General features: G+C 71.5%; 24 protein-coding genes. 14 read left to right on the top strand and 10 right to left on the bottom strand.

Annotation, left to right across the window (positions count from 1 at the left end; translation table 11 throughout):
- Positions 1-34: 34 nt before the first annotated feature.
- Both AB0M11_RS27435 and AB0M11_RS27440 read right to left on the bottom strand, forming a co-directional pair.
- Positions 35-1312, bottom strand: coding sequence for an extracellular solute-binding protein (locus tag AB0M11_RS27435; RefSeq protein WP_365710004.1), 1278 nt, complete (start codon positions 1310-1312; stop codon positions 35-37).
- Between the two features lie 119 nt (positions 1313-1431).
- Positions 1432-2451, bottom strand: coding sequence for a carbohydrate kinase family protein (locus AB0M11_RS27440; RefSeq protein ID WP_365710007.1), 1020 nt, complete (start codon positions 2449-2451; stop codon positions 1432-1434).
- Between the two features lie 128 nt (positions 2452-2579).
- Here AB0M11_RS27440 and AB0M11_RS27445 point away from each other — a divergent pair, with 128 nt between their 5' ends.
- From AB0M11_RS27445 to AB0M11_RS27460, 4 genes are read left to right on the top strand one after another with little or no spacing between them, the layout of a single operon-like run.
- The gene (locus AB0M11_RS27445) at positions 2580-3344 is read left to right on the top strand and encodes a DeoR/GlpR family DNA-binding transcription regulator (protein ID WP_293995423.1); all 765 of its coding nucleotides are present in this window, start codon (positions 2580-2582) and stop codon (positions 3342-3344) included.
- A complete protein-coding gene (locus AB0M11_RS27450; RefSeq protein ID WP_365710009.1) occupies positions 3341-4678 on the top strand; it encodes a 6-phospho-beta-glucosidase in 1338 nt (445 codons plus the stop codon). Before AB0M11_RS27445 ends, AB0M11_RS27450 begins: the two co-directional genes overlap by 4 nt.
- A 45-nt stretch (positions 4679-4723) precedes the next feature.
- A complete protein-coding gene (locus AB0M11_RS27455) occupies positions 4724-7768 on the top strand; it encodes a glycoside hydrolase family 38 C-terminal domain-containing protein (RefSeq protein WP_365710011.1) in 3045 nt (1014 codons plus the stop codon).
- 4 nt (positions 7769-7772) lie between these two features.
- A complete protein-coding gene (locus AB0M11_RS27460) occupies positions 7773-9023 on the top strand; it encodes an alpha-L-fucosidase (protein WP_365710013.1) in 1251 nt (416 codons plus the stop codon).
- A 163-nt stretch (positions 9024-9186) separates the two neighbouring features.
- Here AB0M11_RS27460 and AB0M11_RS27465 read toward each other — a convergent pair whose 3' ends face one another.
- Positions 9187-10866 (bottom strand): carbohydrate binding domain-containing protein, encoded by a 1680-nt coding sequence (locus AB0M11_RS27465; protein ID WP_365710015.1) that lies wholly within the window; start codon positions 10864-10866, stop codon positions 9187-9189.
- A 215-nt stretch (positions 10867-11081) separates the two neighbouring features.
- Positions 11082-12203: an ATP-grasp domain-containing protein gene (locus AB0M11_RS27470; protein WP_365710017.1), complete on the bottom strand. Its 1122-nt coding sequence runs from the start codon at positions 12201-12203 to the stop codon at positions 11082-11084.
- Positions 12204-12605: 402 nt separating this feature from the next.
- Here AB0M11_RS27470 and AB0M11_RS27475 point away from each other — a divergent pair, with 402 nt between their 5' ends.
- Both AB0M11_RS27475 and AB0M11_RS27480 read left to right on the top strand, forming a co-directional pair.
- The gene (locus tag AB0M11_RS27475; protein ID WP_365710019.1) at positions 12606-13511 is read left to right on the top strand and encodes a metallophosphoesterase; all 906 of its coding nucleotides are present in this window, start codon (positions 12606-12608) and stop codon (positions 13509-13511) included.
- Complete coding sequence (locus AB0M11_RS27480; RefSeq protein ID WP_365710021.1) at positions 13459-14142, top strand: 4'-phosphopantetheinyl transferase superfamily protein; 684 nt, start codon at positions 13459-13461, stop codon at positions 14140-14142. Before AB0M11_RS27475 ends, AB0M11_RS27480 begins: the two co-directional genes overlap by 53 nt.
- Before the next feature lie 102 nt (positions 14143-14244).
- Here AB0M11_RS27480 and AB0M11_RS27485 read toward each other — a convergent pair whose 3' ends face one another.
- Positions 14245-14472 (bottom strand): hypothetical protein, encoded by a 228-nt coding sequence (locus AB0M11_RS27485; protein WP_365710023.1) that lies wholly within the window; start codon positions 14470-14472, stop codon positions 14245-14247.
- A 254-nt stretch (positions 14473-14726) separates the two neighbouring features.
- Here AB0M11_RS27485 and AB0M11_RS27490 point away from each other — a divergent pair, with 254 nt between their 5' ends.
- Positions 14727-15737 (top strand): alpha/beta hydrolase, encoded by a 1011-nt coding sequence (locus AB0M11_RS27490; protein WP_365710085.1) that lies wholly within the window; start codon positions 14727-14729, stop codon positions 15735-15737.
- Positions 15738-15901: 164 nt separating this feature from the next.
- On the opposite strand, the gene AB0M11_RS27495 is transcribed toward AB0M11_RS27490, so the two are convergent.
- A complete protein-coding gene (locus tag AB0M11_RS27495) occupies positions 15902-16465 on the bottom strand; it encodes a toxin-antitoxin system, toxin component (protein WP_365710087.1) in 564 nt (187 codons plus the stop codon).
- 60 nt (positions 16466-16525) lie between these two features.
- Complete coding sequence (locus AB0M11_RS27500; RefSeq protein WP_365710025.1) at positions 16526-17182, bottom strand: helix-turn-helix transcriptional regulator; 657 nt, start codon at positions 17180-17182, stop codon at positions 16526-16528.
- A gap of 247 nt (positions 17183-17429) precedes the next feature.
- Here AB0M11_RS27500 and AB0M11_RS27505 point away from each other — a divergent pair, with 247 nt between their 5' ends.
- The gene (locus AB0M11_RS27505; protein WP_365710027.1) at positions 17430-18101 is read left to right on the top strand and encodes a hypothetical protein; all 672 of its coding nucleotides are present in this window, start codon (positions 17430-17432) and stop codon (positions 18099-18101) included.
- A gap of 152 nt (positions 18102-18253) precedes the next feature.
- Here the strand turns inward: AB0M11_RS27505 and AB0M11_RS27510 are convergent, their stop codons facing one another.
- On the bottom strand, positions 18254-19033 hold the full coding sequence (locus AB0M11_RS27510) for a cache domain-containing protein (protein WP_365710029.1): 780 nt from the start codon (positions 19031-19033) through the stop codon (positions 18254-18256).
- 38 nt (positions 19034-19071) lie between these two features.
- Positions 19072-19812: a GntR family transcriptional regulator gene (locus tag AB0M11_RS27515; RefSeq protein ID WP_365710031.1), complete on the bottom strand. Its 741-nt coding sequence runs from the start codon at positions 19810-19812 to the stop codon at positions 19072-19074.
- Between the two features lie 122 nt (positions 19813-19934).
- On the opposite strand from AB0M11_RS27515, the gene AB0M11_RS27520 reads away from it, so the two are divergent.
- Genes AB0M11_RS27520 through AB0M11_RS27535 form a run of 4 tightly spaced genes read left to right on the top strand, consistent with a single transcriptional unit; the run spans position 19935 to position 23910 of the window.
- Positions 19935-20966: an ABC transporter ATP-binding protein gene (locus AB0M11_RS27520; RefSeq protein WP_365710033.1), complete on the top strand. Its 1032-nt coding sequence runs from the start codon at positions 19935-19937 to the stop codon at positions 20964-20966.
- Positions 20967-21018: 52 nt separating this feature from the next.
- Entirely contained in the window at positions 21019-22209 is a 1191-nt protein-coding gene (locus tag AB0M11_RS27525; protein WP_365710035.1) for an ABC transporter substrate-binding protein, read from the top strand.
- Positions 22210-22212: 3 nt separating this feature from the next.
- Positions 22213-23076, top strand: coding sequence for an ABC transporter permease (locus tag AB0M11_RS27530; protein WP_365710037.1), 864 nt, complete (start codon positions 22213-22215; stop codon positions 23074-23076).
- 18 nt (positions 23077-23094) lie between these two features.
- On the top strand, positions 23095-23910 hold the full coding sequence (locus AB0M11_RS27535) for an ABC transporter permease (RefSeq protein ID WP_365710039.1): 816 nt from the start codon (positions 23095-23097) through the stop codon (positions 23908-23910).
- A gap of 374 nt (positions 23911-24284) precedes the next feature.
- On the opposite strand, the gene AB0M11_RS27540 is transcribed toward AB0M11_RS27535, so the two are convergent.
- Positions 24285-24884 carry a TetR/AcrR family transcriptional regulator gene (locus AB0M11_RS27540; protein ID WP_365710041.1) on the bottom strand — a complete coding sequence of 200 codons (600 nt, stop codon included), beginning with the start codon at positions 24882-24884 and terminating at the stop codon, positions 24285-24287.
- Between the two features lie 102 nt (positions 24885-24986).
- Here AB0M11_RS27540 and AB0M11_RS27545 point away from each other — a divergent pair, with 102 nt between their 5' ends.
- Complete coding sequence (locus AB0M11_RS27545; protein WP_365710043.1) at positions 24987-26150, top strand: epoxide hydrolase family protein; 1164 nt, start codon at positions 24987-24989, stop codon at positions 26148-26150.
- A 67-nt stretch (positions 26151-26217) separates the two neighbouring features.
- A complete protein-coding gene (locus tag AB0M11_RS27550) occupies positions 26218-26388 on the top strand; it encodes a hypothetical protein (protein ID WP_365710045.1) in 171 nt (56 codons plus the stop codon).
- Positions 26389-26424 lie beyond the last annotated feature (36 nt).

Genomic DNA, 26424 nt, shown 5'->3' on the forward strand with positions numbered 1-26424 from the left:
CGCGGCGGGACCGGTGACCGGAGGTGACGTCACCTCAGTTCACCCCCTGACGCCGGGCGATCTGCTTCGCCTGGCTGACCGCGTCGTGCCAGGCGTCGTCGGGCTTCTTGCCCTTGGCCTCGATGTTGGTCAGCTCGGTCATGTACGGGGCCATGACGGCCGCGTCGGCCGGGGCCTCGTAGCTGTCCGGTATCGCCTTGGCGGCCGGGCCGAAGACCTCGATGATCTTCTGGCCGCCGAAGAAGGCGTCCGGGCCGGTCATGGCGGGCATGCTGTACGCGGCCGGGGCGGCCGGGAAGATGGCCGCGTCGGTGAAGCCGCGGGCGTCGTTGGTGGGGCTGAGGATCCAGCTGATGATCTTGAAGGCTTCCTCGGGGTTCCGGCACTGCTTGGGCAGTGCCAGGTAGGAGCCGCCCTGGTTGGCCGGTCCGACCGGGTTCGCGCAGACCCGCCACTTGCCCTTGGTCTGCGGCGCCGCCTGCTCGATGTCCAGCGCGTGCCAGGCCGCGCCCAGCTCGGTCAGGAGGTTCTTGCCGACGGCGGCGTTCCAGGAGTTGTCGTTGATCTTGGCGTCGATGCCCAGGGTGTAGGGGCGGACGGCCGTGGTCCACGCGGTGCGGATGTGGTCCTGGTCACCGATGAAGTGGTTGTTCTTGTCGATGAACCGCTGGGTGCCCTGGCCGACCACGATGTTGAAGACGGAGCCGATGTTGTTGACCAGGAAGGTGCCGGGGTTCTTCTTCTGCAGCTCGGTGCCGAGCGTGAAGTAGTCGTCCCAGGTCTTGACCAGGTCGGCGACCTTGGCGGGGTCGGTGGCCACGCCGGCCTTGGCGAACAGGTCCTCGCGGTAGAAGAGCGCGGTGGGGCCGATGTCGATCGGGAAGCCGATCTGCTTGCCGTCCTGGGTCTGGGCGAGCTTGGTCTTCCAGCCCAGGTACTGCGAGGAGAGGCTCTTGAAGCCCAGGTCGTTCAGGTCGAGGAAGCGGGAGGCGTTGGGCAGGAAGGACGCCATGTCCTCGCCCTTGATGCCGGTGATGTCGGGCACCGAGGAGCCCGCGGCGAGCGTGGTGGTGAGCTTCTGCTTGAAGTCGCCGCCGATCGACGAGGCGGTCAGCGTGACGGCGCTGCTGAAGTGCGTCTTCGCCTCCGCGACCACCTTGTCGCTGAGCGCTCCGCCCCAGTACCACAGGGTGAGGTTCTTGCCGTTCTTGGTGCCGCCCGACCCCGAGCCGCCGCCGCAGGCGACGGTCAGTCCGGACGCGGCCGCGGTGAGCGCGGCGGCCTGGAGGAAGCCTCTACGTGAAAGGTCCACGGGTCACTCCTGTTGTTCCTGTTCGTGGTACTGAGGGGCGTTGGGCAGGGGGGCTGTGCAGCGTGGGGCTCAGGGGGGCGTGGGGCTCAGGGGCCGTCGGGGCCGTGGACCGGCCGGGGTCACCGCGGCCGGGCCGGCGGGGTGACGGGGGCGTGGCGCACCGGGGGACCCACGTCCGCCGGCAGGCGGTCGGCGAGGAAGCCGTACGCCGTCTTCAGGTCGGGGTCGGTCAGCGAGCGCCACCAGCGGTCGACGCCGTACCAGCCGGGGGCGGCGAGGGCACCGCCGTGCTGCCGGACGGAGAGCCCGGCCGCGAGGACGGCGAACCGCAGCCGCTCGGCCAGCGGCCAGCCGCCGAGGGAGGCCGTGACGAAGCTCGCGCCGAACACGTCCCCGGCGCCGGTGGCGTCCAGGACGTCCACGGGCAGGGCCGGGACCTCGGCGTACTCGCCGGTGGTCTGGTCGACGGCCACCGCGCCGTCCCCGCCCCGGGTGACGACCGCCACCGGCACCAGCTCCGCGAGCGTGCCGAGGGCCGCGACCGCGCTGTCGGTGCGGGTGTAGGCCATCGCCTCGGCCTCGTTGGGGAGGAAGGCGTGGCACAGTGCGAGCTGGTCGAGCAGGTCGCGGGACCACTCCTGGGTGGGGTCCCAGCCGACGTCGGCGTAGACGTGGGTGCCGTTCGCGGCCGCCTTGGCGATCCACTCGCGCGGCTCGGCCTCGATGTGCACGAGCGCCGTGCGCGCCTCCGGCGGGTCGCCCATCAGCGTGTCCTGCGAGTACGGGGGTTCCTGGCCGTGGGTGACGAGGGCCCGGTCGTGGCCGGCCGCGAGCGAGACGGTGACGGGGGTGGGCCAGCCGTCCGCGGTGCGGGAGAGCGTCAGGTCGATGTCCTCCTGGTCGCACAGGACGTCCCGGCAGTACTCGCCGTAGAAGTCGTCGCCGAAGACCGTGGCCAGCGAGGTGCGCAGGCCGAAGCGGGAGGCGGCCACCGCGAGGTTCGCGATGCCGCCGGGGCCGCAGCCCATGCCGGCCGTCCAGATCTCCTCGCCCGGTGTCGGCGGCTTCGGCAGCCCCGTGAGGACGAGGTCGTAGAAGAGCAGCCCGGTCAGCAGCACATCGGGCCTGTCGTCGTCCACGCGCGCAGCCTCTCGTCAAAACTCGTCATTTTCGATGACCGGAATCGTGCGCCGATCCAGGAGATTGGTCAATACCCGAGCAGAACTGAGCATGGATTTGATTGAGAATGACGAGTAGTGTTCGCCGCGTGCTGGCAGAACGACGACACCAACTCATCCTGCGGGCCCTTCGCTCCGGTGGCCCCGCGGCTGTGACCGACCTCTCCGAGCAGCTGGGTGTGAGCCCGGCCACGATCAGGCGCGACCTGGTCAAGCTGGAGGAGGACGGGCTGCTCACCCGTGTCCACGGCGGCGCCGTCGTCGACGAGGGCGACCAGCCCTTTGCCGAGGTGGCCGAGGTGCGCGTGGCCGAGAAGGACGCCATAGCCGCGTGCGCCGCGGCCCTGGTGCAGGACGGCCAGTCGGTGCTGCTCGACATCGGCACCACGGCCTTCCGGCTCGCCCGCCAGCTGCACGGCCGCCGCCTCACGGTCATCACCAGCAACCTGGTGGTGTACGAGGAGCTCGCCGACGACGAGGGCATCGAACTGGTGCTGCTCGGCGGCATGCTCCGCCGTGAGTACCGCTCCCTGGTCGGTTTCCTCACCGAGGACAACCTGCGCCAGCTGCACGCCGACTGGCTGTTCCTCGGCACCAGCGGGGTGCGTCCCGGCGGGCAGGTGATGGACACGACGGTCGTGGAGGTGCCGGTCAAGCGCGCCATGATCGGGGCGAGCGACAAGGTCGTGCTGCTCGCCGATGCCGCCAAGTTCCCGGGCACGGGCATGGCGAAGGTCTGCGGTCCCGGGGACCTGGACAAGGTGGTGACCAACGCGCCGGTGGATCCGGCGACCCGAGCAGCCCTTGAGGAGGCCGGTGTCGAGGTGGTCCTGGCAGGAAAGGCTCAAGCGTGAAACTGACGATTCTGGGCGGCGGCGGGTTCCGCGTGCCGCTGGTGTACGGCGCACTGCTGACGGACCGGGCCGAGGGGCGGGTCACCGAGGTCGTGCTGCACGACCTCGACGCCGGCCGGCTCTCCGCGGTCGCCCGGGTCCTGGCCGAACAGGCGGCCGGCGTCCCGGGCGCCCCCGCCGTGACCGCCACGACCGACCTGGACGAGGCCCTCACCGGCGCCGACTTCGTCTTCTCGGCGATCCGGGTCGGCGGCCTGGAGGGCAGGGCGAACGACGAGCGGGTGGCCCTCGCGGAGGGCGTCCTCGGCCAGGAGACGGTGGGCGCCGGCGGTGTCGCCTACGGCCTGCGGACCGTGCCCGTCGCCGTGGACATCGCCCGGCGGGTGGCCCGGCTCGCCCCCGACGCCTGGGTCATCAATTTCACCAACCCCGCCGGACTGGTCACCGAGGCCATGTCCCGCCACCTCGGCGACCGTGTCATCGGCATCTGCGACTCCCCGGTGGGCCTCGGCCGCCGGATCGCCCGCGTCCTCGGCGGGGACCCGAAGGAGGCCTGGATCGACTACGTCGGCCTCAACCACCTCGGCTGGGTGCGCGGCCTGCACATCGCCGGCCGCGACGAACTCCCGCGCCTGCTCGCCGACCCCGACCTGCTCGGCTCCTTCGAGGAGGGCAAGCTCTTCGGCGTCGACTGGCTCCAGTCCCTCGGCGCCATCCCGAACGAGTACCTGCACTACTACTACTTCAACCGCGAGGCCGTCCGCGCCTACCAGCAGGCCGAGCGGACCCGCGGTGCCTTCCTGCGCGACCAGCAGGCGCACTTCTACGAGGCGGTGACCGACCCGGGTGCCAGGGCCCTGGACGTCTGGGACCGCACCCGCGCCGAGCGGGAGGCCACCTACATGGCGGAGAACCGGGAGACGGCCGGCGCCGGCGAGCGCGACGCCGACGACCTCTCCGGCGGCTACGAGAAGGTCGCCCTCGCCCTGATGCGGGCCATCGCCCGCGACGAGCGCACCACCCTGATCCTCAACGTCCGCAACCGCGGCACCCTCTCGGTGCTCGACGGCGAGGCCGTCATCGAGGTGCCCTGCCTGGTCGACGCCAACGGCGCCCACCCGGTCGCGGTCGCCCCGCTGCCCGACCACGCCACCGGTCTCGTCTGCGCGGTCAAGGCGGTCGAGCGCGAGGTGCTCGCCGCCGCCGAGTCCGGCTCCCGTACGACGGCCGTGAAGGCGTTCGCCCTGCACCCGCTGGTCGACTCGGTGAACGTCGCCCGGCGTCTGGTGGAGGGGTACACCGAGGTCCACCCCGGCCTCGCGTATCTTAAGTAGCCAGCCGCTCGGAAAGCGCTTTCCATCCCTCTTCTGGAGACTTCCATGCACGACGAACGCCGCCGGATCGAGGAGCGCGTAGAGCGCCTCCACACCCAGCGCATCAAGCCCGCGATCTACGCGGCCACCGTCCCCTTCGAGGTGTCCGCCTGGCAGGCACCCGGGGAGCCGGTGCCCTTCGAGGAGGCCGCGGCCGCCGCGTACGAGTCCTTCGCCATGGACACCCCCTGGGGCCCGCCCTGGGGCACCACCTGGTTCCGGATGCACGGGCAGGTGCCCGCCGAGTTCGCGGGGCGCCGGGTCGAGGCGGTCATCGACCTCGGCTTCGTCGGCGACTGGCCGGGCAACCAGGCCGAGGCCCTGGTCCACCTGACCGACGGCACCCCCCTGAAGGCGGTCAACCCGCTCAACCAGTACGTGGCGATCGCCAACCCGGCGACCGGCGGCGAGGTGATCGACTACCTGGTCGAGGCCGCCTCCAACCCCGACATCCTCGCAGGCGACTTCGCGGCGCCGACCCCGCTGGGCGACGTCCTGACGGCCGGCGACAAGCCGCTCTACACCTTCAAGCGCGCCGACATCGCCGTGCTCGACGAGAACGTCTGGCACCTCGACCTCGACATCCAGGTGCTGCGCGAGCTGATGGTGGAGCTCGGCGAGCACGATCCGCGCCGGCACGAGATCGCGCACGCCCTCGACCACGCGATGGATCTGCTCGACCTGGACGACATCTCCGGCTCGGCCGCCGCCGTCCGCGAGGCCCTGAAGCCCGCGCTGTCCAAGCCCGCGCACGCCAGCGCCCACCGCATCTCCGGCGTCGGCCACGCCCACATCGACTCGGCCTGGCTGTGGCCGATCCGCGAGACCAAGCGCAAGACGTCCCGCACCTTCTCCAACGTGACATCGTTGGCGGACGAGTACGAGGAGTTCGTCTTCGCCTGCTCGCAGGCCCAGCAGTACGAGTGGGTCCGCGACAACTACCCGCAGGTCTGGGCCCGGATCCAGGAGTCGGTGAAGAAGGGCCAGTGGGCGCCGGTCGGCGGCATGTGGGTGGAGTCCGACGGCAACCTGCCCGGCGGCGAGGCGGTCGCCCGCCAGTTCGTGCACGGCAAGCGGTTCTTCATGGAGCACTTCGGGGTCGAGACCAAGGGAGTCTGGCTGCCGGACTCCTTCGGCTACAACGCGGCCTACCCGCAGATCGCCAAGCTGGCCGGCAACGAGTGGTTCCTCACCCAGAAGATCTCCTGGAACCAGACCAACACCTTCCCCCACCACACCTTCTGGTGGGAGGGCATCGACGGCACCCGCATCTTCACCCACTTCCCGCCCATCGACACCTACAACGCCCGCTTCAGCGGCGAGGAGATGTCCCGCGCGGTCCGCAACTACGCAGAGAAGGGCGGCGCGACGCGCTCGCTGGCCCCCTTCGGCTGGGGCGACGGCGGTGGCGGCCCCACCCGCGAGATCATGGAGCGGGCCCGCCGCCTGAAGGACCTGGAGGGCTCCCCGCGGGTCGAGGTCGAGCACCCGGACGCCTTCTTCGCCAAGGCCCGCGCCGAGTACGAGGACGCCCCGGTCTGGGTCGGCGAGCTCTACCTGGAGCTGCACCGCGCCACCTACACCTCGCAGGCCCGCACCAAGCAGGGCAACCGGCGCAGCGAGCACAAGCTCCGCGAGGCCGAGCTGTGGGCGACCACGGCCGCGCTGCACGCGCCCGGCTACCGCTACCCGCACGAGAAGCTGGACCGGCTCTGGAAGACGGTCCTGCTCCACCAGTTCCACGACATCCTGCCCGGGTCCTCGATCGCCTGGGTGCACCGCGAGGCCGAGGCGGAGTACGCCCGGGTCGCCGAGGAACTGGAGGCGCTCACCACCGAGGCGGTCACCGCCCTGGGCGGCGGCCCGGCCCGCGTCTTCAACACCAGCCCCTACGCCCGCGCCGAGGTCGTCCGGGACGCCGCGGGCACCCCGGTGTACGTCGAGGTCCCGGCCGGCGGCAGCGCGCCGCTGACCGCCGCCGCCGAGACCCCGCAGCCGGTGACGGTCGACGGCCGGGTCATCGACAACGGACTGGTCCGGGTGGAGATCGCCGAGGACGGCACCCTGTCGTCCGTCCGCGACCTGCGCGCGAACCGCGAGGTCCTCGCCGGCCAGGGCAACCTGCTCCGCCTGCACACCGACCTCCCGAACTACTGGGACGCCTGGGACGTCGACAAGCACTACAAGAACCGCTACACCGACCTGCTCGACCCCTCCGAGATCACGGTCGTCGACACCGACCCGCTGCTCGGCTCGATCCGCGTCACGCGCCCCTTCGGCAACGGCTCGACGGTCACCCAGACCATCACCGTCCGGGCCGGCAGCCCCCGGATCGACTTCGAGACGGACATCGACTGGCACGAGGCCGAGAAGTTCCTCAAGGCCGGCTTCCCGGTGGACATCCGGGCCGCGCACTCCTCCGCCGAGATCCAGTTCGGCCACGTCCAGCGGCCCACGCACACCAACACCAGCTGGGAGGCGGCCCGCTTCGAGGTCTCCGGCCACCGCTGGGTGCACCTCGCCGAGCCCGGCTACGGCGTCGCCGTCATCAACGACTCGACGTACGGCCACGACGTCTCCCGCACGGTCCGCGAGGACGGCGGTACGACCACCACGGTCCGCCTCTCCCTGGTCCGCGCCCCGCGGATCCCGGACCCGGGCGCCGACCAGGGCCGGCACCGCATCACCTACGCGCTGCTGCCGGGCGCCACCATCGGGGACGCGGTGGCCGAGGGCTACGCCCTCAATCTCCCGCTCCGGGTGGCCGAAGCGGCCGGCGAGCCGACGCCGGTCGTCTCCGTGGACGGCGACGGCGTGACCGTCGAGGCGGTCAAGCTCGCCGACGACGCCTCCGGCGACGTCGTGGTCCGCCTCTACGAGTCCCGGGGCGGCCGCGCCCGGGGCGTCCTGCGCACCGGCTTCCCGCTGGCCGGCGCCCAGGTGACCGACCTGCTGGAACGCCCGCTGGAGGACGCGGCCACCGACGGGGACCGGGTCGCGGTGGAACTGCGCCCCTTCCAGATCCTCACCCTCCGGCTGCGCAGGAGCTGACCGCATGGCCATGCAACCCTGGTTCACCGACGCCAAGCTGGGGATCTTCGTGCACTGGGGCATCTACGCCGTGGACGGGGTCCAGGAGTCCTGGTCCTTCTACGACGACATCGTGCCGCACGACCAGTACATGTCCCAGCTGGGCCGCTTCACGGGCGCCCACTACGACCCGAAGGCGTGGGCGGACCTGTTCGCCCGCGCCGGCGCGAAGTACGCCGTGCTGACCAGCCGTCACCACGACGGAGTGGCCCTGTGGGACACGGCGTACGGCGACCTCAACCTCGGGAAGGACTACCTCGGCCCCTACGCCGAGGCGCTGCGCGAGAACGGCCTCAAGGTCGGCCTCTACTACTCGCACTCCGACTGGAACCACCCCGACTACGCCTCCACGCGCAAGCCGGGCCGCCCGCCCGAGCTGGAGGACAACCGCTACTCGGAGGTCGCCGCCGAGGACGAGGACCTGGCCGCCTGGGAGCGTTTCATCGCCTACCGGGACGGCCAGACAACGGAGCTGGCCTCGCGCTACCGGCCGGACCTGATGTGGTTCGACGGGGAGTGGGACCGCAGCGAGGAGCAGTGGCGGATCCCCGAACTCGCCGCGCTCATCCGGTCGTACGTCCCGCACGTCGTCTTCAACGCGCGCATGCTCAGCGAGGGCGACTACGCAACTCCCGAGCAGGGCGCCCCCATCGTGCCGCCGGACGGCCCGTGGGAGCTGTGCCTGACGATCAACGACTCGTGGGGGTACCAGCACCACGACCACAACCACAAGTCCCTCGCCCAGCTGATCCGCTACTTCACCGAGACCATCGGCGGCGGCGGCAACCTGCTGCTCGACGTCGGCCCCATGGAGGACGGCACCATCCCGCAGCCGCAGGTCGAGCGGCTGGAGGGACTGGGGGAGTGGATCCGCCGGCACGCGGCGGCGGTCTACGGGACGGTGCGCGGGCTTCCGGCCGGGCACCACTACGGTCCCAGCACCCTCTCCGCCGACCGGCGCACCCTCTACCTCACCCTGTTCGACATCCCGCGTGCGGAGATCGGTGTCCGGGGTCTGGCCACGGCGGTCCGCAAGGTCACCGTGCTGGGCACCGGCACCGAACTGAACCACCGGGTGGTCGGCGGACTGCACGAGGCGGTCGGCGTGCTGTGGATCGACCCGCCTGCGGCGGCCGACCTCGACCCGTACGCCACCGTCCTCGCCGTCGAACTGGACGGCGAGCTGGAGCTGTACCGGGGATCCGGCCGGTTCTGAAGCGGTTGGCCGGGGTACGCCCGACCTTCTCCCGCGAAGAATGAAGAATGAGGAGAACGGCCGGCGGGCAGGTCACGGCGGCTTTTCCCGCCGCCGTGACCCTGTCGGTCCGTCGGCGTGAGGGTACCGGTTCCGGCACCCCCCACGCCCCGGTCGCCGGTGCTCAGCCGGTGAAGCCGGCCGTGATCGAGGTGAACTGCCAGGTGCTCTGGCTGATCCCGGAGCAGTTGCTCACCACGCCACCGCCCGCGCAGCCGCGGTCCCGGTTGACCGCCCAGAACGCGAGCCGGGCGATGTGGTGCGTGTTCCCCCAGTCACGGATCTGTGTCCAGATCGCCGGGGTCGTGGTCTCCTGCTGGTCGGACAGCCCGTTCATGCCGGAGATCCCGATGTGCGCGTAGGCGGTCGCGTCGTCCCAGCCGAACGTGGACTTCAGCTTGGCCTTCAGCCCCTCGGCCGCGGCCACGGTGTTGCCGTACATGTCGGAGCCGCCACCGAAGTCGAACGGCATGATCGTGAAGACGTCGATGTCGGCGCCGATCGACTGGGCCTGCTCGATCAGCCGGTTGCCGTAGTACGTCGGACCGGTGGTGGACGTCCCGAAGGTGACGATCGTCCTCAGCCCCGCGTTGTTGGCCTTGACCGTCTTCAGGGCGGTCAGGATCCTCGCCTGCACCGCCTCGTTCTCGAACTCGTCGGTGTTCTCGATGTCCATGTCCACGGATTTGAGGCCGTAGGCGTCGATCACCTTCTGGATCGCTCCGGCCAGCGCGCTCGCGGAGGAGCAGTCGGCGCCGAGCTTGCTGCCCTGCCAGCCGCCGAACGACGGGGTGACGTCACCGCCGGCCGCCCGGATCTGGTTGATCGCGGTCTGGTCGGCGCCGCCGGTCAGCGCCCGGCTGCCGTCCCAGGCCGGGGTGCAGCCGCCCGAGTCCAGCACGAAGGCCATGGTGAAGTTCTTGACGCCGGTCGCGCTCATCACGGTGGCCGGGCTCGGCGGGTCGCCCCAGCCCTCGTAGAGGTAGGGCGCGGCCTGCTTGAACCCGGACCCGCCGCCGGTGCCCGCGTTCGTGGTCACCGACACCGCGTTGGAGGCGGCCGACACGTTGCCGGCCGCGTCCCGCGCCTTCACCGTGAACGTGTACGCCGTGCTCGCCGACAGCCCGCTCACCGTGGCCGAGGTACCGGAGACGCTCGTCGCCAGGGCCGACCCGTTGTAGACGTCGTACCCCGTCACCCCGACGTTGTCCGTCGCGGCCGACCAGGACAGCGACACGCTCGACGAGGTCTTCCCGGTGGAGGTGAGGTTCGCGGGCGCGGTGGGCGCCTGCGTGTCGGAGCTGCCGCCGGGCCCGTCGAGACTGATGTCGTCCGCGTAGTACGTCCCCTGGGCGTACCACCCGTGGACGTAGATCTGGGCGCTGGTCTGCGCGGCCCCGGTGGTGAAGGACACCGTCAACTGGCTGTACTGGGCGGCCGAGGGGGTCCAGGTGGACGCGCCGCCGGTCACCCCGAGGTAGACGTAGGAGCCGCGGACCCAGCCGCTCAGCGAGTACGTGGTGCTGGGCTGCACCGCGACGGTCTGCGTGCACTGGGCGTCGTCACTGGAACTCGCGGCCCCCGCGAGCGCCTTGGAGCCGCCGTGCACGGGCGAGGACACCACCGAGCCGAGGTTCCCGGAGCAGGACCACGGCGACAGACTCCCCGACTCGAAGCCGGGGTTGGACAGGATGTTGGCCGCCTGCGCGGTACCGGGCAGCGCGATGGCCCCGGCGAGCGCGAGGGCGGCCGATCCGAGCAGGGCGAATATCCGACGTCTGGAACGTCTGAGCGAGTTGCGCACGCGATCTCCCTGAAGGAATGGGGGTGTTCGGGAGTGCACACAGGTGCAGGAGGATGCGCAACCAAGTTGGTATGGACCAATCCGCCTGTCAAGAAGACGAACGGGAATTGGTCCATACCGGTGAGTCGGGGCGCCCCCTTGGGGGCGCCGGGCTGTGTTTGATGTGCGGCTCCGCCGCGTGGGGCACCACGACGGCGTGGCACCCGGCCGACAACCTAGAGCGGCAACACCGCGGCCGCGGCGTTAACCGACTCCACTTCCACGGGCACCGCCGGCGCCAGCACCACGTCGGCATCCTCACGCTGCACGGGAACCGACGGGAGTACCGGCTTCGGCCCCGACACCACCGCGTAGTCCTGCCCCAGGAACGGCGGCTCGATCACCCCGGGGTCCTCGCCCAGCGCCAACTGCACAGCCGCCCAGGGCGCGTTGACCCCGCAGAGCGACAGCTGGTGCAGTCCGCCGGCCGGCCGCGTGTTGACGTCGAGCAGCACCGGCTGGTCGCCGTACATCCGGAACTGGATGTTGGACAGGTAGTGCAGCCCGAAGCCCTCGGCGATGATCCGCGCCGGCTTCAGCCACTGCTCGTCCAGGGTGAACCCGCGCCGACGGCCCTTCTTCGTGCGGCCCACGGCCAGCCGGACCCGGTTGTCCGGCCCGGTGAGGCAGTCGACGGACACCTCGGGCTCCTCCAGCCGCGGCATCACCAGCCAGTCCACCGGCTCTTCGGCGCGGCGCAGCGCGTCCACGACCAGGTCGAGCTGCACGTACGGCCCCGGGAACCCGTTGAGGTGAAAGAGCGAGAAGGGGGCGCGCGTGATCACGCGGAAACCCACACCACCCGCACCGGCGGCCGGCTTGAAGCAGGCCTTGTGCCCGCCGGCCTCCAGCTCCTCGACCGCGGCCACGAGTTCGTCCGCGGTGCGGACCCGCGACCAGGGCGGCACCGGCACGCCCACCGAGCTCACCGCCTCGTACGCGGTCGCCTTGTCCTCGAAGACCGCGGTGCCCTCCGGCGTCGGCGCCAGCAGGGCCGTGCCGACCGCCTCGAAGTCGGCCCGGTGGGCGACGATCGCGGACTGGTGCAGCCGGGGCACGAAGACATCGATGCCACGGCGCTGGCACTGGTCCAGCGCGTACTCGACGTAGGCGGCCGGGGACAGGCCCTCCGGCTCCAGTTCGGCGGTGTCGGCGGCGGCCAGCACGGGGGAGTCGGCGTCACCGTGCGTCGCATGGATCTCGACCGCCCGGTCGCTGGGATTTCTCCGCAGCTGATCCATGAAGAACACGTTCTCCGCGTACGTGCGGTTGAGCCAGACGCGTACGCGAGAGCGCATTAAAGCCGCCTTTCGGGGTTTTCGGGCAGGGCTCAGCGAGCCCGTGCCCGGGCAGGGTGGTTGGAGGGTCACCAAACCGCCCTGTCCGAAGGGAAGTTCGCGGCGGTGGTGTTGGGGGGATCATACGGCTTTCCAGGGGCCTCGCGTGCAACGCGAGTGTTACGGATTTCCCCGTCCTGTCCACGCGCGTTTTCCTGCACCGTCCCCGCCGGTTTCCTTGACGCCCCGCAGGCGCCCCGCGGCCGCCCCGCACCGGACCCGCGGCCGACCGGCCCTGCCGGCCGTGGACGGGCCGTGGACCGGCCGGGTGGTGGCCGGCCGGCCGTCGGACGGGTGGTCTTGTTCCCGGCCCTCGACATGTGCTGTGGTGGGGTCCGACGACATGATCGGAAGGGGTACGGGGTGGAGTCCACGGCCGGTGCCGGGCAGTTGCTGGCCATCAGCGACCTGCACGTCTCGTACCCGGAGAACCGCGCGCTCGTCGAGAAGATGCGTCCGGAAACGGACGAGGACTGGCTGATCGTCGCCGGTGACGTCGCGGAGACCGTCGCCGACATCCGCTGGGTGCTGGAGACCTTGGCCGGCCGCTTCCGCAAGGTGCTGTGGGCGCCCGGCAACCACGACCTGTGGACCCACCCCAAGGACCCGGTCACCCTGCGCGGGGTCGCCCGCTACGAGCACCTGGTCGGCCTCTGCCGGGAGTTGGGCGTGGTCACCCCCGAGGACCCGTACCCGGTCTGGGAGGGCCCCGGCGGCCCGGTCGCCGTGGCCCCGCTGTTCCTGCTGTACGACTACTCCTTCCTGCCGGCCGGCTGTGCCACCAAGGAGGAGGGCCTCGCCTACGCGCACGGCACCGGCGTCGTCTGCAACGACGAGCACCTGCTGCATCCCGACCCCTATCCGACCCGCGAGGACTGGTGCCGGGCCCGGGTCGAGGCCACCGAACGCCGGCTCGCCGAGCTGCCGGGGGAACTGCCGACCGTGCTGGCCGGCCACTATCCGCTGGACCGGCACCCCACGGACGTGCTCTGGTACCCGGAGTTCGCCATGTGGTGCGGCACCACCCGCACCGCAGACTGGCACCGCCGGTTCCGTGTCCGGACCATGGTCTACGGTCATCTGCACATCCCCCGGACCACCTGGCTCGACGGGGTCCGCTTCGAAGAGGTCTCCGTGGGATACCCCCGCGAGTGGCGCAAGCGTCCCGGGGACCCGGGGCGGCTGCGCCGTATTCTGCCGATGGAGGTCGACACAGGTGATCGAGGAGCTGCTCCCGGAGTCGGTGGTGGCCGTGGAGATGCTCGGTGACGAGGCGGTCCGCGAGGCCCCGCTCTACCCCGAGGAGGCGGCGCTGGTCGCCCGGGCCGTGCCCAAGCGCCGCCGTGAGTTCTCCGCCGTGCGCGCCTGCGCGCGCAGGGCCATGGAGAAGCTGGGGGTCCCGCCGCAGCCCGTCCTGAGCGGCGAGCGCGGCGCCCCGCGCTGGCCGCACGGGCTGCTCGGCAGCATGACCCACTGCGAGGGCTACTGCGCCGCCGCCCTGGCCCGCGTCGGCGACCTGGCCTCCCTCGGCATCGACGCCGAACCGCACGCCGCGCTCCCCGAGGGCGTCGCCGAGTCCGTGCTGCTCCCCGCCGAGCGGCAGCGGCTCGCCCGGCTCGCGGCCGAACGGCCCGGCGTGCACTGGGACCGCCTGCTGTTCAGCGCCAAGGAGTCCGTCTACAAGGCGTGGTTCCCCCTCACCGGGAAGTGGCTGGACTTCATGGAGGCCGACATAGAGCTCGTCCCCGAGCCCGGGGAGCGGCCGCACGGCGCCCTGCGCGCCCGCCTCCTCGTGCCCGGCCCGGTGGTCGGCGGGCGGGAGCTGGAGGTCTTCGAGGGCCGCTGGAGCGTGGCGCACGGAATGCTGACCTCGGCCGTGGTGGTGCCGCACCGTCCCTGAAGACCGAGCGGGAGCGAGCGGCCCTGGAGCCGGCTGCCGCCCCCGGGCCCGCTCAAGCGCCATCACCCGCCACCTGCTCCCCACCCCTGACGCGCCGTCGGCTCAGGTGGGTGGGCACCAGTCGTGCAGCAGCCGGAAGAACGCCTCCTCGTTGCCCGCGAGTCCGGCGCCGGCCAGGGCATCCTCGGCCTCGGCGAGCACGGCGGGTGGCACCACGAAGGGGCGCGGGGCCTCGGGCGGTCCGTCGAAGGCCGCGCGCACGGTGTGCAGCAGCCGCAGATAGGCCTGGACGGCGGCGCGTTCACGGTCGGTCAGTACGGCGGTGTGCATCGGTCGGCTCTCCCCGTCGGTCGTCGAGGTCACGCGCCCGGACGGCGCGGGCACACCCGGTGTGCGGTGCGCACCCCCCAGCTTGCCGGTCGCCACTGACAACGCCCCCGTGCCGGGCCTCGGTTCGCTCGCTTAGCCGAGGTGAAACCTCACCGAAACGCCCCGGGGAAAAGGCTTCCTACCCTGGAAGGAGACGCATCCGGCCGGGTCGCAGGGGCCCGGGACAGCGGGGGAGGCCGATCGTGTCGGAAGCGATGCCCAGCCGTCCGCAGCCCACCGCGCACCTGCGCCCCGTGGACGACGTCGAACTGGCGACGCGTCACCGGGTCGTGCACGGCTACCGGCGCGCCTACCGCATCGCCGGCGACGGGCCCGCCCTGGTCCTCGTCCACGGCATCGGGGACTCCTCGGCGACCTGGGCACGGCTCATCCCGCTCCTCGCCCGCACCCACACCGTGATCGCCCCCGACCTGCTCGGCCACGGCGAGTCGGACAAACCGCGGGCCGACTACTCGGTCGCCGCCTACGCCAACGGGGTGCGGGACCTGCTGACCACCCTGGGCATCGAGTCCGCGACCCTCGTCGGGCACTCGCTCGGCGGGGGCGTCGCGATGCAGTTCGCCTACCAGTTCCCCGAGCGCACCGAGCGGCTCATCCTGGTCAGCGCGGGCGGGGTGGGACGTGAGGTCAACCCGGCGCTCCGGCTCGTCTCGCTCCCCGGCGCCCACCTGCTGCTGTCGGCGCTGCGGCTGCCCGGCATGCGCCTCCAAGTGGGCCTGGCGGTACGCCTGCTGAGGCTCCTGGACACCGGCCTCGGCCAGGACGCCCCGGAACTGCTCACCCTGGTCGACGCGCTCCCCGACGAGACCTCCCGCAACGCCTTCGTCCGCACCCTGCGCGCGGTCGTCGACTGGCGCGGACAGGTCGTCACCATGCTGGACCGCTGCTATCTCACCGAGGGCATGCCGACCATGCTCCTGTGGGGCGACCGCGACAGCGTGGTCCCGGTCCGGCACGCGTACCGTGCCCGCGAGGCGATGCCCGGCGCCCGGCTGGAGATCTTCGAGGGCGCCGGGCACTTCCCGTTCCACACCGACCCGGCCCGGTTCGTCGCCCTGGTCCAGGATTTCACGGCCACCACCGCCCCGGCGGACTGGAGCCGCGAGCGCTGGCGCAGCCTGCTCCTCGACGGCCGCCCCGGCCCCGGACCCGGCCCGGCCGGGCAGCGGGACCTGCGCGAGGCCAGCGAGCGCAGCGCCACCTGAGTCCGAGCCACGCCGGTCGCGGCGCCACCTGAGTCCGCGCCGTGCCGCCCGCGGCCCCGGCATCCCCCGCGCCGCGCCGCGACGGACGGCGGGACGACGAGCGACCGTGCCCGGCACCCGTCCCGGGCGTGCGGACATGGTTCCCGCCCCCTGGGGGGAGTGGGTCACTTGCCCAGGTAGCCCAGCGACGTCTCGATGCGGCCCGCCACGTCCTGCCGGCGCCCCGGACCGCGCAGGACCGAACCCGCGAGCCAGGTCCGGCACTTGCTCGCCAGCAGCAGCCCGAAGGTCTCCGCGTCCCGTTCCTCGGCGCGGTCGAAACGGGTGCGGGCGGCCACCCGCTGGACGGCGGCCTGGAGCGCGGCCTGGTCGGCCTCGCCGCCGGTGCCCGCGCCGGCACGGGGGTCCGGGCCGAGCAGCCGCGCGGCCACCCCGACCCCCTCCACGTCATGGCCGCAGTGCTCGGCGTGCATGTGCCACAGCTCGTGCCCGAGGATCACCAACTGGTGCTCGGGCACCGTGCGTTCCTCGACGACGACCAGGTCGCGGTCGGCCAGGTCGAGCCAGAGCCCGCTGGCCGTGCCGGGCGGGAAGACGGCCGTACGGAACTGGACGGGGCGGCCGCGGCGGCGGCCCAGCGCGTCGCACAGCGCCCGGTACAGCTCCCGCGGGGGAGCGGGCGCGGGCACGCCCAGCTCCCCGACCAGCTCGCCGCTCAGCCGGCGCATGTCCCTGCCGATGCCCACTCTTCTCCCTCGGCTCACGACTCTCGGCTCACGGCTCCCAGCTCACGACTCGGGCCGTTTGACGCTCTCCAGGAGCATGTCCAGCCACTCCGCGACCTTGTCCCGGTGCTGGTCGGTGGGCAGCTGGGCGGCCCGCCAGGCGATGCCGCGCACCCCGTGGTCCTGCAGCAGCCGCTCCAGCGGGTCCTCGGCCGCCTCGGCGGCGGCCCGCTCCCGGTCGGCCAGCTTCTGCAGCAGTTCCTGCTCGACGCGCTGCAGGGCGCCGGCGAGCGCCTCGGGGTCCTCGGCGGTGAGGAAGCCGGCGTGCACGCGGAAGAAGCGCTGGAGGGCGTCGCAGTGCTCCATGGTCGGCCGCCGGTCGCCGTTGATCAGGGCGCCGGCCTGCTGCCGGGACATGCCCGCGCCGTCGGCGATCTCCTGCTGGGTGTGCTTGCGGCCGTTCGGCTTGAGGCGGGTGCGGCGCAGCAGGTCCAGCCGCTGCAGGAAGCGGGCCTGGACGTCGGGCTCGCCCGCCGGGCGGCCGGTCAGCAGGGTCCGGACCACGGGCTCCGGGACACCGCATGCGAAGGAGAGCCGCCCCACGTGGAAGACCTCGGCATGCGGGACGCCGAGCCGGTCGGCGAGCGCGGTGACGCGGGCGACGGCGGCCGGCAGCTGGGCGGTCGCCGTGGCGCCCGGATCCTCGTAGCCATCCGTCACCGACGAAACTCCTACGTCTCTCAGGGGAATCAGGGGCTTCTCACAAGCGGCGCCGTGTGAACCTCCCGGAACGAACCCCCCGGAGAGTAGCGGGTCATTCGAACTCACATCCAGGTCTCGCCACAACTGTGGCCAATTTCGGACGTCAACAGGCATGAAATGCCACGATAGTTGACATGACTCAGGGTGGAGCAGCAGGATCACATCGCCGCGAGAAGGCCGCATAGGCAAGAGGGGTGACCTCCCGATGGCATATCAGGCAGGTGGGCGGCGGCCGGCGCCGCGGCCCGTCCCCGAGGGTCTGGAGGCCCAGGCGTATCTCCAGGACTACGCGTTGCTGCTGGACGCGGTCCCCTTCCCGTCCCTGGTGGTGGACCACCGCTGGGACGTGGTGCTGGCCAACGGCGCGTTCGAGACACTTTTCCGGGCGGTCGCCCCGCATCCCACCGCGATGCCGGGGGACAACTTCCTGCGCTTCGTCCTGTTCCACCCGGATGCCGGAACGATTCTCGACGCCCACGAGTCGGGCTGGTGCCTGCCGATGCTGGCGCAGTTCAAGACCACGCTGGAGCACTACGGCCACGACCACGATCTCCAGGCGATCCGCCGGGAGATCGCCCAGGACCCCCTCATGGAGGCCGCCTTCCGACAGGGCCTGCCGCACTGGCTGCGCGCCGTCGGGGAGGGGGGTGCACAGCTCGACGGAGCCGTCCGGTCGGTGCTACACCCGGACCCGCTGCTGGGCGCCACCGAGTGCAGGGTCGTCGGTGAGACCCCCAAGACCCTTCAGGACATGGGCTACGCGCGTTACACCCTGGTGCTGCGCGCCGCCCCCCGCCCTGCCGCCGCCCCGCGCCGCTCCCGGCGGCCCGGCGGCCTGGGCGCCCATCTGACCGTCGTCCCGGCCCCCGAAGGCTGACCCGGCACCGCCGGCGTTCAGGTCGCCGACGGCGCCGGGCCGGGCGGCGCCTCGACAACCCGGACCAGGCCCCGTCCCGCGCCGAGGCCTCGTCGTCCGGTCCTCGTCCGTCCTGATCCTGGGCGTCGTTCCGTCCTCGCCCCCGCCTCGGCTCAGCCGTCCGCCACCACCAGGACCAGTGGCACGCCCCGGCACGGCACCAGCCGCAGTCCGTCGAAGGTGCCCGGCCGGCCGCTCTCCAGGACCGCCGCGAAGTCCGGGCCCTTGGCCAGGGAGCCCGCCAGCTGGGCCGGGTCGGCCGACGCCGCCACCCGGCCGCGGGCGTTGACCAGCCGCGCGGGTCCGGACAGGCCGCGCAGCAGCGGCAGCGCGGCCGCCTCGAAGTGCCGCAGGTAGACGTCGGCCGCGGCCACGCCCAGGAACCGGCCGCCCACCTCCACCGGCGCGGAGAGCGTGAGGCTGTACTCGTCCGAGCAGAGGTAGTCCACGTACGGCCCGGCCACCGCCCGCCGCCCGGTGTCCCGGGGCAGCGCGAACCAGTCCCAGTGCGTGTAGTCGGAGTAGGCCGAGGTGCGCGGGTCGAGGTCCAGGAGCAGCGGCCGTACGTCCCCGCCCGCGTCGCTCTGCCACCACTCCAGCCAGGCCGGGACGTCGGCCAGCACCCCCGGCGCCGCCACGAACCCGACGCCGGAGACCAGCTCCTGCCGGGCCAGACGCAGGTGGAGGCCGGGACGCAGGGCGGCGAGGTCGGCGGTCACGGGCCGACGGCCCTCGGCGGCCACCCGGGCCAGCAGTGCGGCGGTGTCGGCGCGGGTGGCCGCGACGGCGTCGAACACCGCCTCCAGGGCGTGGCCGACCCGCGCGGCCACGTCCTCCTCGGCGGCGTCGAGCGTGGCCGCCGCCGGACCGGAGGCGACGGTGCTGCGGCTCATGGTGCCCTCCAGCGGACGGGGGAGCGGGCGCGGCGCGGCTACAGGGTCAGCCGCAGGGCGATGAGCCGTGCCGTCGAGTCCCGTACGCACCGCTCGGCCAGCTCCCTGGCCGATGCGTGCGCCCCATCCTGCACGGCCGAGATTACGGACCGGTGACGGTCCGCCACCTCTTCACGATATTCGTCGTCCCCGAGCACAAGGCACAGCAGGGCGCCGATCTCCCTCTGGAGCGCGACCTGTTCCCGGGTGAGCCGGGCCGACTGCGCGGCGGCGGCCAGCTCCACGTGGAAGCGGCCGTACAAGCGGCTGCGCGCCGCCGCGTCCGCGGCCCCGCCCAGGTCCTCGGCGGTCCGGCGGAGCTGGTCGAGGTCGTGGTCCTCGGTGCGCCCGGCGGCGAGGTGGGCCGCGGTGCCGGACAGGGCCGCCCAGTGGTCGCCGAGGTCGCGCAGCTCCTCGGGGCTCCAGCCGCGCAGCCGCTCCACGAGCCGCGTCCGGTCGGGCACCTCGGGGGAGGAGACGAAGCTGCCGCCGCCCCGTCCCCTGCGGGTGACGACGAGACCCTGCTGGCGCAGTGCCATCAGAGCCTCCCGCAGGGTCACCGTGGAGACCCCGAGCTGCCCTGCCAGCTCGGTCTCCCCGGGCAGCTGCTCCCCGTCGGCGAGCAGGCCGAGCTCGATGGCGTCGCCGATCCGGCGGACGACGGCGGCGACCCGGGCCCCGCTGTCCACCGGGGCGAAGACGGCCTTTCGGGCGCCGCCGTCCGTCTGGTGCTGTCTCACGGCCCACCACCCTATGCGTTGACCCAACCTTTACCCCGGAAGGGTCTTGAGCTGTGAACTATGACTTCATATCTTTCCGATCACCAGGTGAACGCAGGACAACGGCAGAAAGGTTCCCGCCCATGGAGGCCAGCGCGATCCGGTTGCGGGATCTGCGGAAGTCGTTCGGCGAGACCAGCGCCGTCGCCGGGGTCGACCTGGAGATCCGGGACGGCGAGTTCTTCTCGATGCTCGGCCCCTCCGGCTCCGGCAAGACCACCGTGCTGCGCCTGGTCGCCGGCTTCGAGACGCCCACCTCGGGCACGATCGAACTCGCCGGGCAGGACGTCACCCGCCGCGCCCCCTTCGAACGGGACGTGCACACCGTCTTCCAGGACTACGCCCTGTTCCCGCACATGAGCGTCGAGCAGAACGTCGCCTACTCCCTCAAGGTCCGCGGCGTCCCCAAGGCCGAACGCCTGGTCCGCGCCCGCAAGGCCCTCGCCGAGGTCCGCCTCGACGGGTACGGCGGCCGCCGCCCCGCCCAGCTCTCCGGCGGCCAGCGCCAGCGCGTCGCCCTCGCCCGCGCCCTCGTCGGACGCCCCCGCGTGCTGCTCCTGGACGAGCCGCTCGGCGCCCTCGACCTGAAGCTCCGCGAGCAGATGCAGCTCGAACTCAAGGCCCTGCAACGCGAGGTGGGCATCACCTTCGTCTTCGTCACCCACGACCAGGAGGAGGCGCTGACGATGAGCGACCGCGTCGCCGTCTTCCACCAGGGCCGCATCGAACAGGTCGGCACCCCTGCCGAGATCTACGAACGCCCCGCCACCGCGTTCGTCGCCTCCTTCGTCGGCACCTCCAACCTGCTCACCGGCGAAGCCGCCCTGCGGGTGCTCGGCGAGAGCGGCACCCACAGCGTCCGGCCGGAGAAGATCCGGGTCCTCAAGGAGACCGCCGACCCGGACGAGGACGGGCACGCCACCGCGGTCGGCACCGTGGCCGAGGTGGTCTACCTCGGCGACGCCACCCGCTTCCTGGTCGACCTGGACGGCGGCGGCAGGCTCACCGCGCTCCAGCAGAACCTCGACACCTCCGCCGAGGACGTCGCCGCCTACCGCGGCACCCGCGTCCGGCTGCGCTGGCAGCGCCGGCACACCGTCCACGTCCCCGACTGATCCGCCGTCCCGGAACGTCCGGATCCGCCGTCCCTCACGTCTGGAGTACGTCGTGCGCCTCACCCGTCCCCTCACCGCGGCCGCCTGCGCCGCGCTGCTGCTGGCCGCCACCGCCTGCGGCTCCTCCGGCTCCGGTTCCTCGACCGGCCTCAACCCGCCCGACCTGAAACCCCTGGCCAAGCTCGGCAGGTCCGAGGGCCAGGTCAACCTGATCGCCTGGGCCGGCTACGTCGAGGACGGCTCCGACGACCCCAAGGTCGACTGGGTCACCGACTTCGAGAAGCAGACCGGCTGCCAGGTGAACTCCAAGGTCGCCGCCAGCTCCGACGAGATGGTCAAGCTGATGAAGACGGGGGAGTACGACGCCGTCTCGGCCTCCGGCGACGCCTCCCTGCGGCTGATCGCCTCCGGCGACGCGGCCCCGGTCAACACCGGGCTCGTACCGAACTACAAGGACGTCTTCAGCGGCCTGAAGAACGGCGCCTGGAACTCGGTCAAGGGCCGGATGTACGGCATCCCGCACGGCCGCGGCGCCAACCTGCTGATGTACAACACCCAGAAGGTCAGGCCCGCCCCCACCTCCTGGTCGGCCGTCTTCGACGACGCCGGCGCGTACAAGGGCCACGTCACCGCCTACGACTCGCCGATCTACATCGCCGACGCGGCCCTGTACCTCAAGGCCACCAGGCCGGAGTTGAAGATCAAGGACCCCTACGCGCTCGACCAGAAGCAGTTCGACGCGGCCGTGGCCCTGCTGAAGAAGCAGAACGCGGACATCGGCGAGTACTGGAGCGACTACCTCAAGGAGATCTCCGCCTTCAAGAGCGGCGACTCCGTGATCGGCACCAGCTGGCAGGTCATCGCCAACCTGGCCGCCGGCGAGGGCGCCAAGGTGAAGGCCTTCGTGCCCAAGGAGGGCTCCACCGGCTGGTCCGACACCTGGATGGTCTCCGCCAAGGCCAAGCACCCCAACTGCGCCTACAAATGGCTGAACTGGATCGTCTCCCCGAAGGTCAACGCCGAGGTCGCCGAGTACTTCGGCGAGGCCCCCGCCAATGCCAAGGCCTGTGCCCTCACCAGCGACAAGAACTTCTGCACGACCTACCACGCGGCCGACGAGGGCTACTGGAAGCACATCGCCTTCTGGAACACGCCCATCGAGCAGTGCCTGGACGGCCGCACCGACGTGAAGTGCGTGCCGTACGCCAAGTGGGTGCAGGCCTGGACCGAGATCAAGGGCTGACCCATGGCCCTGCTCACCCGGACCGCGGGGGCGCTGCACCGGCGCCCCCGGCTCCGCCTCGCGCTGCTGCTGACCGCCCCGCTGCTGTGGCTGGCCGTGCTCTACCTCGGCTCGCTGGCCGTGCTGTTCGTCTCCGCGTTCTGGACCACGGACTCCTTCACCTCCGAGGTGGTGAGGGTCTGGTCGACCGACAACTTCCGCGAGCTGTTCACCACGCCCGTGTTCCGGCAGGTGATCCTGCGCAGCGTCGGCGTCGCCCTCGCGGTGACCGCCCTCTGCGCGGTGCTCGCCTTCCCGGTCGCCTTCTACACCGCACGGGTCGCCAGGCCCAGCCGGCGCCCGCTGCTCGTGGTCGCCATCCTCACCCCGCTGTGGGCGAGTTACCTGGTCAAGGTGTACGCCTGGCGGCTGATCCTGTCCGAGGGCGGCCTCGCCGACTGGCTGCTGAAACCGCTCGGCCTGAGCGGGCCGGGCTTCGGACTGCCGGCCACCGTGCTGACCCTGACCTACCTGTGGCTGCCCTACATGATCCTGCCGATCCACACCGCGCTGGAGCAGCTGCCCGACAACCTCCTCGACGCCTCGGCGGACCTGGGCGCCCGCGCCGGGCGGACCTTCCGGTCCGTGGTGCTGCCGATGGTGCTGCCGTCGGTCGCCGCCGGATCGGTGTTCACGTTCTCGCTCAGCCTCGGCGACTACATCACCGTGCAGATCGTCGGCGGCAAGACCCAGCTCATCGGCAACCTCGTCTACGCCAACATCGAACTCAACCTGCCCATGGCCGCAGCCCTCGCCACCGTCCCCGTCGCCGTCATCGTGCTGTACCTGCTGGCGATGCGGCGGACGGGGGCGTTGAGCAGCCTCTGACGACGGGTGATATGTCACATGCCACTCTCCCGGTCTGCCCGTGTCGCCCTCCGCGTGGCCGCCGCCCTCGGCTTCGCCGTCATCTACGTCCCCCTTCTCCTCGTCCTCGTCAACTCCCTCAACCCCGACCGCAGTGCGAGCTGGCCGCCGCCCGGCCTGACCACTCGCTGGTGGTCGGCCGCCTGGCGCAGCTCCGGTGCCCGGGACGCCCTGTGGACCTCGGTCGGGGCCGGGCTCGGCGCCACCGCCATCGCCCTGGTGCTCGGCACCCTGGCGGCGTTCGCGGTCGCCCGGTACCGCTTCTTCGGCCGGGACGCGCTCTCCTTCGTGGTGGTGCTGCCGATCGCGCTGCCCGGCATCGTCACCGGCATCGCCCTCAACTCCGCGTTCAGCACCGTCCTCGAACCGCTCGGCGTCGGCCTCGGCCTGTTCACCGTGGTCGTCGGACACGCCACTTTCTGCGTCGTGATCGTCTTCAACAACGTCGTGGCCCGGCTGCGCCGCACCTCGGGCAGTTACGAGGAAGCGGCGGCCGACCTGGGCGCCGACACCTTCCGTGCCTTCGCCGACGTCACCTTCCCGCTGGTGCGTTCCGCGCTGCTCGCGGGCGGGCTGCTCGCCTTCGCGCTCTCCTTCGACGAGATCGTGGTCACCACCTTCACCGCCGGGCCGGGCGTCCGGACCCTGCCCCTGTGGATCTTCGACAACATGACCCGCCCACAGCAGGCGCCGGTGGTCAACGTGGTGGCGGCGGTGCTCGTCCTGCTCTCCGTCGTCCCGATCTACGTCGCGCAACGGCTGTCGGCGGACACGGCGACCGGCAGTCGGGTCTGAGGAGGCAGGGCTGCGGGATGTCGCAGAGTTCCTGCGCCGCGCCGGGACCGAGGACGCCGACGAGGCGTACGGAGAGGCGCCGGTGCTGATCGAGTCCCGCGGCGGCGGCCCGCACGCCTGGGTTCACCAACTGATCGTCTCAGAATGACGTGCTCGGTCCGACGGCCGCGCTCGGTCATGCCGGCAGGGTTTGACGGGGATCGTCCGGCGACGGGTGGGAGCACCCGTCCGCCTGATCGGGCGGCGAGCCGCAGTACCAGGGAACACCGAACAGTGGATCGCCCCATCAAGGAGACAGGCTGCACAGGCCCGTTGACCCTCGTCGCGATCCGTGCGGAGCAGGGTGATCCGCGGCTCCGCTCGGGTGTTGCGGGTCAGGGCTGGTCGCCCACGAGAGCGATGGCGCGCGACTCGGGAACCCCCAGCATCAGCAGGCTCGTGATCGTCGCTGCTCGTGCGCCGGGGGTTCCGTCCGACAGGTCGCTGTCCGCGATGGCGAACACGACGCCGTAGGCGACCTGGCTCAGAATGCCCGCCGGCAGGTGTCGTGCGAACACGTCGCCGTCCTGGCCCCGCTTCACCAGGTCGGCGAGGAGCTCGTCGACCGGCCCCAGCAGGCCGTGGATCGTCTCGCCGTACTCGCCACGGCGCAGCGCCAGCAGCACCCGGTACCGGTGGGCCACCGGCCAGAGACGGGCGATGAATTCGACCCACGTCGCGTCCGCTTCCGCGCCGGAGGCGTTGACTTCGGTGAGCACGGCTGTCATCTCGGTGACGGCCCGTTCCGTGAGGGTCCGGACCAGGTCGAGGCGCGAGGGGAAGTGGTCGTAGACCGTGCGACGGACGACGCCGGCAGCGGAGGCGATGTCACCCATTCCGGCGTCGGGGTTCTCTCCCAGCACATGGAGGGCGACGTCGAGGATGCGATCGCGTGTCTCCATCATCGAGCGCACGCGGGAGGACTCGGTGGGCACGACACCAGTATTGCACACCGGTGTACAGTGAGATTGACTGTACAGCAGTGTGCAGCGAAGAGTGGCGCTGCGCTTCGAAGCTCAGGAGAAGAGAAGAAGGCGATGACCGTACCGACGCCGCCGACCCCGGCCTTGATTCGCCCGTTCACCGTCTCGATCCCGCAATCGGAGATCGACGACGTCAAGCAGCGACTGGCCAGAACGCGATGGCCGGACCCGGAAACCGTGGGCGACTGGTCGCAGGGGGTTCGCGTGGAGAACGCCAGGTCTCTGGTCGGCTACTGGGAGCGCGGATACGACTGGCGGCGCCTGGAGTCCGGCCTCAATCGCTTCCCGCAGTTCCTGACCGAGATCGATGGGCTGGACATCCACTTCCTCCACGTCAGGTCCAGGAATCCCCGCGCGATGCCGCTGATACTCACGCATGGATGGCCGGGCTCGATCGTCGACTTCCTGAAGCTGATCGGCCCGCTGACCGATCCGGTTGCGTTCGGAGGGGATGCCGCCGACTCGTTCGACGTCGTCGTCCCGTCGCTCCCCGGGTTCGGGTTCTCCCAGAAGCCCACGGTGACCGGGTGGACCGTCTCGCGCATCGCGAGCGCGTGGGCGGAGCTGATGAAGCGTCTCGGCTACACGGAATGGGCCGCACAGGGCGGCGATTGGGGTGCCGTCGTCACCACCGCCCTCGGGGCCATGCGACCTGAAGGGCTTCTCGGAATTCATCTGAACACCCAGTACGCCTTTCCCGCACGGATCCCCGACACCCTGTCGCCCGAGCAGCGCGACGCCGTGGAGACCCTCGCCCTCTACACCGGCGATCTCGGTGGATCGAACCACCTTCAGGGCACGAAACCGGAAACGGTCGGATTCGCCCTGGCGGACTCTCCCGCCGGCCAGGCGGCCTGGATCTACGAGAAGTTCCAGTCCAAGACCGACAACCACGGGCTCGCCGAGGACGCTCTCGGCATCGACGACATGCTCGACGCGATATCCCTCTACTGGTTCACCAACAGCGCAGCGTCGTCCGGCCGTATCTACTGGGAGAACAAAACGCTCACTTTCGCCGGCCCGAAGGTGACGCTTCCGGTCGCGGTGACGGTCTTCCCGAGGGACATCCCACGCGTGCCACGCAGCTGGATCGAAGACACCTACAGCAATCTCATCCACTACGGCGAGGCCGACAAGGGCGGGCACTTCGCGGCTCTGGAACAGCCCGAGATCCTGGTCGGCGAAATCCGCACGGGCCTGCGCACCCTTCGTTCCTGACAAGCCGGAGCTCATCGCGACCGGACACTGTGTCGCGATCTTCCCTGCCGGCGACCGACGCGCCGCCGTGCGTGAGGACATCGCCCTGGTGCCGGTCATCGACGTCGATCCCCGCGAGGTCGTACTCGTCACGCGCGCAGACGACCCCTACCCACTGCTCGGACCACCGCAAGGCGTCGCACGTGCATCGCTCGGCACCACCTCCCGAGGGGAGAACGGCGAGCCGTCGGTCAACTGACCCCCATCGCCCCTGCTTCGGGTTCCAGCTGTCGAA

The organism is Streptomyces sp. NPDC051987 (genome assembly GCF_040680735.1).
Lineage (GTDB): Bacteria > Actinomycetota > Actinomycetes > Streptomycetales > Streptomycetaceae > Streptomyces.